Here is a 7,118-nt window from a genome sequence, read left to right as displayed (position 1 = left end):
CCCCCGGCGCCACCCCGACACCCGCACCCACGCCCACCGCCGCCGCCCTCACCGCCCTCCAGAACGCCCTCAGCGCCGAACACGCCGCCATCTACGGGTACGGCATCGTCGGCGCCCACCTCCCCGACGACCAGCAGCGCGCGGACGCCCGCACCGCCCACGCCGCCCACCAGGCCCGGCGCGACGCCTGGCAACGCCTGCTCACCTCCCTCGGCGTCACCCCCGCCCCCGCCGCCGGCGGCTACCAGCTCCCCTTCCCGGTGGCCTCCCCCGCCGACGCCGGAAAGCTCGCCGCCCACCTCGAAACCGGGCTGACCACCGTCTACGCCGACCTGGTCGCCGCCGTCGCCGCCCCGCACCGCCTCACCGCCGCCACCGCCCTGCGCGAGTGTGCCGTCCGCGCCCGGCGCTGGGGCGCCGCCGACACCCCGTTCCCCGGGATCCCCGCCCAAGCCCCGACCCCCACGCCCACCAGCGGCTGAAAACCCGCCCCGGACCCCCGACAATGGACCCATGTCGGGAGCCGCACCCACCATCACCGTCCCCACCTGGCTGACGGACACCGTCACCGCCGCCCACGGCGAGGCCGGCCGCCGATGGCTGGCCGCCCTCCCGGCCACGGCGGCCGCCCACCTCGCCGCCTGGGACCTCACCCTGGAACGCACCCTCGACCCCGGCGGCAGCCTCAGCCTGATCGCGTACGTCCACCGCGACGACCTCTCGCCCGCCGTGCTCAAAGCCGGACTGCTCACCCCCGAGACCACCCGCGAGCACGCCGCCCTCACCCGGTGGGCCGGCCGGGGAGCCGTCCTCCTCCTGGCCGCGGACCCCGCCGAGGGCGTCCTCCTCCTGGAACGCCTGCACGGCGAGATCCCGCTCCGCTCCCTGGCCGAGCCCAAGGCCATGCTGGAAGCCACCAGCCTGCTGCACCGCCTCTGGGTGGAGGTCCCCGGCGCGCACCCCTTCCCCACCCTCCCCCAGCAGGTCGCCGCGACCGCTGCCCGCGCCGCGGACCACGGTGGCCGGCCCACCGCCGCCGAGGCCCGGGCCCTGGTCGGCGAGGCCCTGGACACCGCCGGGAGCCTGGCCGGCTCCGCCGACGAGTCCTTCCTCCTGCACGGCGACTTCCACCACGGCAACGTCCTCGCCGCCGACCGCGCCCCCTGGCTGGCCATCGACCCGCGGCCCGTCGTCGGCGAGCGCGCCTACGACCTGGCCCGCCTCGTGCTGGACCGCGCCGACACCCTGCTCGGCTCCCCCGGCGTCCCCGCCGCCCTCCGCCGCCGGCTCCACCAACTCTCCGACGCCCTCGGCGTCGACCGGGACCGCCTCCGCGGCTGGGCCCTCTTCCGTGCCGTCGACCTGGCCCTGCGCGCCCTCACCGCGGGCCGCCGCGAGGACGCCGAACTCCACCTCGAACTCGCCGGCTCGCTCTGAGGCACCCGTCCGGGCAGCACGACCCAGCAGCACGACCCAGCAGCGGGACCCAGCAGCACGAGCGGGCGACTCGGCTAGCGCTGCGGCCCCCGCAGCGGCAGCCGCGCCCCCATCACCGCGTACAGCCGTTCCGTCGCCGGGAACCGCACCGCCCGCGCCAGATCCCGGTACCCAAGCGCCCGGTACAGCCGCCGCGCGGGCGTCTCCGCGTCGATCGCCGAGAGGATGCTCCGGTCCAGCCCCGACCGCTCGCACAGCGTCCGGATGAGCCGCGAGCCGAGCCCGTACCCCTGGAACTCCGGCAGGACGTGCAGCTCGGTGACGGCGAACACCCCGTCCAGCCAGTCCTCGTGGCCCCGCGCGGTCAGGTACGGCTCGATCACCGTGCTCCACCAGTGCTCCCGCCGGTTGGGCATCCCGTACCCGAACCCGACCAGCCGCCCCCCGCTCATCGCCCCGAACGCGATCACCCCGGGCTGCGCGGCGTGCCGGCCGACGATGTGCAGCCGCACCGCGACCTCCTCGGGCGTGAGCCCGAACGCCACCGCCTGGACCTCCAGCGCCTCCGGCGCCCAGTCCGCAAGGTCGATGGCCTCGATCGTCACCCCGGTCAGCTGATCCATGCTCCGGACGTTACTACCAGCGGCCCCTCGCCGCGGCCGAAGATCCCAACAGGCCGCTCCGCCCGCGGCTCCTCGGGCCGAACCCCCTCAGAACAGCACGCTCATGAACGCCCCGACCTCCCGGAACCCCACCCGCCGATAAGCCGCCCTGGCCCGCAGGTTGTAGTCGTTGACGTAGAGCGAGACCACCGGCGCCACCTCCCGCAGCGCGATGTCCAGAACCGCCGCCATCCCCGTCTCGGACAGCCCCTGCCCGCGGTGCTCCGGCGCCACCCAGACCCCCTGGATCTGGCAGGCGCCCTCCATCACGGCCCCGACCTCGGCCTTGAAGACGACCTGCCCGTCCGCCCCGAACCGCGCGAACGCCCGCCCGGTGGAGACGAGTTCGGCGACCCGGGCCTGGTAGAGGAGCCCGCCGTCACCCGCCAGCGGCGACACCCCGACCTCCTCGGTGAACATCGCCACGCAGGCCGGCATCAGCGCCTCGACCTCGCTGCGCCGCACCCTGCGCACCAGCGGATCCGGCGCGATCTCCGCCGACGGCGCCGACGTGGCCAACAGCGGCTGGTGGGCCCGGACTTCACGCGCCGGCCCCCAACTGCGCTCCAGCAGCGCCCAGAACGCCGCCGTGGCCTCCGCCGGCCCGACGATCGAGGAGCAGCGCCGGCCCTGCCGGCGGGCCCGCTCGGCGAACGCCGCGACCGCCTCCGGCCCGGCGTCGACCAGGACGAGGTTCGCCCCGGCGTAGCAGAGGGCGGACAGCGCGCCGTTGCCGTCGTACCAGCCCCAGATCTCCCCGCCGAGCCGCCACGGATCGAGACCGACGGCCTCGACCCGGGTCGCGACGAAGGCGTTGGAGACCGGGTCGCGGTGGAGGATCTCCATGACGTCCGCGAGGTCGGGCGGCTCCAGCACGCGGGTGGTGGCCAGGGCCCGGGCGGCCTGGAAGGAGCTCGGGAGCATCACACCTCGATCGAGCATCGAGACAGCACCTCACTGAGACGACTCTGGCCGCACCCTACTCCGTGGCCCCACCCGGCTACGGCCGCGGGGCCGTCCGCGCACGGACGGCCCCGCTTCCGGAAAACGTCGCGCGGGCACTCCCGCGCGATCAGGACGAACTACTCGGGATTCACTCCGCCGCGACGACGGTCGGCGCTCCCGCCTCGACACCCGCCTCCTGCATCTGCTCGGCGAGCTTGAGGGCCTCCTCGATCAGGGTCTCGACGATCTTCGACTCGGGGACGGTCTTGATGACCTCGCCCTTGACGAAGATCTGGCCCTTGCCGTTGCCGGAGGCGACGCCCAGGTCGGCCTCCCGGGCCTCGCCCGGCCCGTTCACGACGCAGCCCATCACGGCCACCCGCAGCGGCACCTCCATGCCCTCCAGGCCGGCGGTGACCTCCTCGGCGAGCTTGTAGACGTCGACCTGGGCGCGGCCGCAGGACGGGCAGGAGACGATCTCCAGGCCGCGCTCGCGCAGTCCGAGCGACTCCAGGATCTGGTTGCCGACCTTGATCTCCTCGGCCGGCGGGGCGGAGAGCGAGACCCGGATGGTGTCGCCGATGCCCTCGGCCAGCAGCGCGCCGAAGGCGACCGCCGACTTGATGGTGCCCTGGAAGGCCGGCCCGGCCTCGGTCACCCCGAGGTGCAGCGGGTAGTCGCAGGCGGCGGCGAGCTGGCGGTAGGCCTGGATCATCACGACCGGGTCGTTGTGCTTGACCGAGATCTTGATGTCGCGGAAGTCGTGCTCCTCGAACAGCGAGCACTCCCACAGCGCGGACTCGACCAGCGCCTCCGGGGTGGCCCGGCCGTACTTCTCCATCAGGCGCTTGTCGAGCGAGCCTGCGTTGACGCCGATCCGGATCGGCACGCCCGCGTCCTTGGCGGCCTTGGCGATCTCACCGACCTTGTCGTCGAAGGCCTTGATGTTGCCCGGGTTCACGCGCACCGCCGCACAGCCGGCGTCGATCGCGGCGAAGACGTACTTCGGCTGGAAGTGGATGTCCGCGATGACCGGGATCTGCGACTTCCTGGCGATGATCGGCAGCGCGTCGGCGTCGTCCTGGGAGGGCACGGCCACCCGGACGATCTGGCAGCCGGACGCGGTGAGCTGGGCGATCTGCTGCAGCGTGGCGTTGATGTCCGAGGTGACCGTGGTGGTCATCGACTGGACCGAGACGGGGGCGTCGCCGCCGACCGGCACGTTGCCGACCATGATCTGCCGGGAGTAGCGGCGCTTGGCGAGCGGCTTGAGCGGCAGGGACGGAATACCGAGCGAGATCGCGGTCATGTGCGCAGGGTTCCCCGGGGTTGAGGTGTGGTCGACCGCCCGGCCGTTGGGACGGCCGGGGCCGGGCGCGCTGACGATCGCGCACCCGGCCTCCACGGTACGGCACGGCAACGGGCCCCAGCACACCCGCCGTACCCGAACGCCCTAGCCGATCTTCACCGGGTTCACCAGGTCGGCCACCATCACCAGCAGGGTGAAGCCGATGAAGATGCTGGCCACGACGTAGGCCACCGGCATCAGCTTGGCGACGTCGAACGGGCCCGGGTCGGGCCGCCGGAACAGCCGTGCGAAGTGACGCCGGACCGACTCCCAGACCGCGCCCGCGATGTGGCCGCCGTCCAGCGGCAGCAGCGGCAGCATGTTGAACAGGAAGAGCGACAGGTTGATCCCGGCCAGCAGGTTCACGAAGATCGCGACCCGCTGGGCGGCCGACTCGTGGAGCGAGAACACCTCGCCGCTGACCCGGGCGGCGCCGACCATGCCGATCGGCGAGTCGGGGTCGCGCGGGGCATCGCCCACCACGGCGTTCCACAGGCCGGGGATCTTGCCGGGCAGGGCGGCCAGCGACCTCACCCCGTTCTCGGCCATGTCGTACATCCGGTCGACGGACTGCCCGAAGCCGAGCTGGACGGTTTCGCTCTTGGGGGTGAAGCCGAGGAACCCCGCCTGGACGGTCTGGCCCTTCACCGGCACGCCGCTGCCGTCGTACTTCTGCACGTCGTTGACGGCGATGGTGGGCTGCAGGGTGAGCCGCTGGCCACCGCGGTCCACGACGATGTCGACCCGCTTGCCGGCCGACTTGCGGATGTCGGCCTGGAGCTGGTCGTAGTCGCGGATCCGGTCGCCGTCGAAGGAGAGCACCTTGTCGCCCTGGCGCAGGCCCACCTCGTTGGCCGGGGTCTTCGGAGCGTCGGCCGGGCAGGTGTCGGTGGGCTGGCCGGCCTTGACGACGCACTGGGCGACGGAGCCGATGGTCGGCACCGCCATGGAGACGCCGAAGCCCATCATGACCGTCAGGAACAGCCCGAACGCCAGGACCAGGTTCATGAACGGCCCGGCGAACATGACGATGACGCGCTTCCAGGGCTTGCGGGTGTAGAACACCCGGTGCTCGTCGCCCTCCTGCAGCTCCTCGTAGGAGGCCTCGCGGGCGTCCTCGATCATGGACCGCCAGGGCGAGCTGCTGCGCTTGGTGATCCGGCCGTCATCGCCCGGCGGGAACATCCCGATCATCCGGATGTACCCGCCGAAGGGGATCGCCTTGATGCCGTACTCGGTCTCGCCCCTGCGCCTCGACCAGAGGGTCGGGCCGAAGCCGACCATGTACTGCGGCACCCGGATGCCGAACAGCTTGGCCGTGGAGAGGTGGCCGAGTTCGTGCCAGGCGATCGAGACGAGCAACCCGATGACGAAGACCAGGATGCCGACCACCGTCAAAACCGTTGCCACCGCTGGTCCTCCGTCATGCCGCTCCGCTCATCGTCTCGTCGTACCGCACTCGCGGCCGTCAGCCCGCCGCCAGCTCGCGGGCCCGGGCGCGCGCCCAGTCCTCCGCGTGCAGGACGTCCTCCACCGTCAGGGAAGTTCCCGACGCCGCCGGACCCCCGTCACGCTGACCGTGCTCGGCCACGACCTTGGCAACAGTGTCCACGATTCCGGTGAAGGCGAGGCCGCCCTTCAGGAATGCCTCCACACACTCCTCGTTCGCCGCGTTGAACACCGCCGGGGCGGTACCCCCCAGGGTGCCCACCTCACGGGCCAGCTCGACCGCCGGGAAGGCCACGTCGTCCAGCGGGAAGAACTCCCACGTGGCGGCCTTCGTCCAGTCGCAGCCGGGAGCGGCGTCCGGCACCCGGTCCGGCCAGCCCAGGCCCAGCGCGATCGGCATCCGCATGTCCGGCGGACTGGCCTGCGCCAGGGTCGAACCGTCGGCGAACTCCACCATCGAGTGCACCACCGACTGCGGATGGACCACGACCTCGATCCGGTCGAAGGGCACGTCGTACAGCAGGTGCGCCTCGATCACCTCCAGGCCCTTGTTGACCAGGGTCGCCGAATTGATCGTCACGACCGGGCCCATCGCCCAGGTCGGGTGCGCCAGCGCGTCCTGCGGGGTCACCCCGGCCAGCTGCTCACGGGTGCGGTTGCGGAACGGCCCGCCGCTGGCCGTGACCACCAGCTTGCGCACCTCGGCGCGCGTCCCGCCCGCCAGCGCCTGGAACAGCGCCGCGTGCTCGGAGTCCACCGGCACGATCTGCCCCGGCCTCGCCACCGCCTTCACCAGCGGACCGCCGACGATCAGCGACTCCTTGTTGGCCAGCACCAGAACCCGGCCCGCCGCCAGCGCGGCCAGCGTCGGCCGCAGCCCGATCGACCCGGTGATGCCGTTCAGCACCGAATGGCACTCCACGGAGGCCAGCTCCGTCGCCGCGTCCGGGCCCGCCAGCACGGCCGGCAGCGCCCGGCCCGCGGCCTTCGCGGCCAGCGCCTCGCGCAGCGCCGGCTCGGCCGCCGGATCGGCCACCGCCACGGTGTGCACGCCCAGCCGCAACGCCTGCTCGGCCAGCAGATCCACCCGGCCACCGGCCGCCGACAGGGCCACCACCCGGAAACGGTCCGGGTTGCGGAGCACCACGTCGATGGCCTGGGTGCCGATCGAACCGGTGGACCCGAGGATCACCAGCTCCCGGGGGCCGGAGGGGTCCGCCACGGTGGGCGTGAAACGCAGCTGCGGGTGGGCGAGCGAAGTCATGCGCCCATTGTGT

General features: G+C 73.0%; 7 protein-coding genes. 2 read left to right on the top strand and 5 right to left on the bottom strand.

Annotation, left to right across the window (positions count from 1 at the left end; genetic code table 11):
* Positions 1-482: ferritin-like domain-containing protein (locus IF30_RS0134820; protein WP_030246017.1), on the top strand; the 482-nt coding region annotated here is incomplete at its 5' end.
* Positions 483-513: 31 nt separating this feature from the next.
* On the top strand, positions 514-1,437 hold the full coding sequence (locus IF30_RS0134815) for an aminoglycoside phosphotransferase family protein (RefSeq protein ID WP_037902173.1): 924 nt from the start codon (positions 514-516) through the stop codon (positions 1,435-1,437).
* Between the two features lie 74 nt (positions 1,438-1,511).
* Here IF30_RS0134815 and IF30_RS0134810 read toward each other — a convergent pair whose 3' ends face one another.
* From IF30_RS0134810 to dxr, 5 genes are all read right to left on the bottom strand, one after another.
* A complete protein-coding gene (locus IF30_RS0134810) occupies positions 1,512-2,060 on the bottom strand; it encodes a GNAT family N-acetyltransferase (protein WP_030246014.1) in 549 nt (182 codons plus the stop codon).
* A gap of 87 nt (positions 2,061-2,147) precedes the next feature.
* Entirely contained in the window at positions 2,148-3,023 is an 876-nt protein-coding gene (locus tag IF30_RS0134805; RefSeq protein ID WP_051711855.1) for a GNAT family N-acetyltransferase, read from the bottom strand.
* 169 nt (positions 3,024-3,192) lie between these two features.
* Positions 3,193-4,353 (bottom strand): flavodoxin-dependent (E)-4-hydroxy-3-methylbut-2-enyl-diphosphate synthase, encoded by a 1,161-nt coding sequence (gene ispG / locus IF30_RS0134800; protein ID WP_030246010.1) that lies wholly within the window; start codon positions 4,351-4,353, stop codon positions 3,193-3,195.
* 144 nt (positions 4,354-4,497) lie between these two features.
* Positions 4,498-5,802 (bottom strand): M50 family metallopeptidase, encoded by a 1,305-nt coding sequence (locus IF30_RS0134795; protein WP_030246009.1) that lies wholly within the window; start codon positions 5,800-5,802, stop codon positions 4,498-4,500.
* Between the two features lie 58 nt (positions 5,803-5,860).
* On the bottom strand, positions 5,861-7,105 hold the full coding sequence (dxr, locus tag IF30_RS0134790) for a 1-deoxy-D-xylulose-5-phosphate reductoisomerase (RefSeq protein ID WP_030246007.1): 1,245 nt from the start codon (positions 7,103-7,105) through the stop codon (positions 5,861-5,863).
* Positions 7,106-7,118: the final 13 nt, after the last annotated feature.

The organism is Streptomyces sp. NRRL S-350 (assembly GCF_000719705.1).
In the GTDB taxonomy this organism is placed as follows: Bacteria; Actinomycetota; Actinomycetes; order Streptomycetales; family Streptomycetaceae; genus Kitasatospora.
The sequence above is the reverse complement of the archived record's forward strand: the minus strand, read 5'-3'. Positions and strand labels throughout refer to the sequence as shown.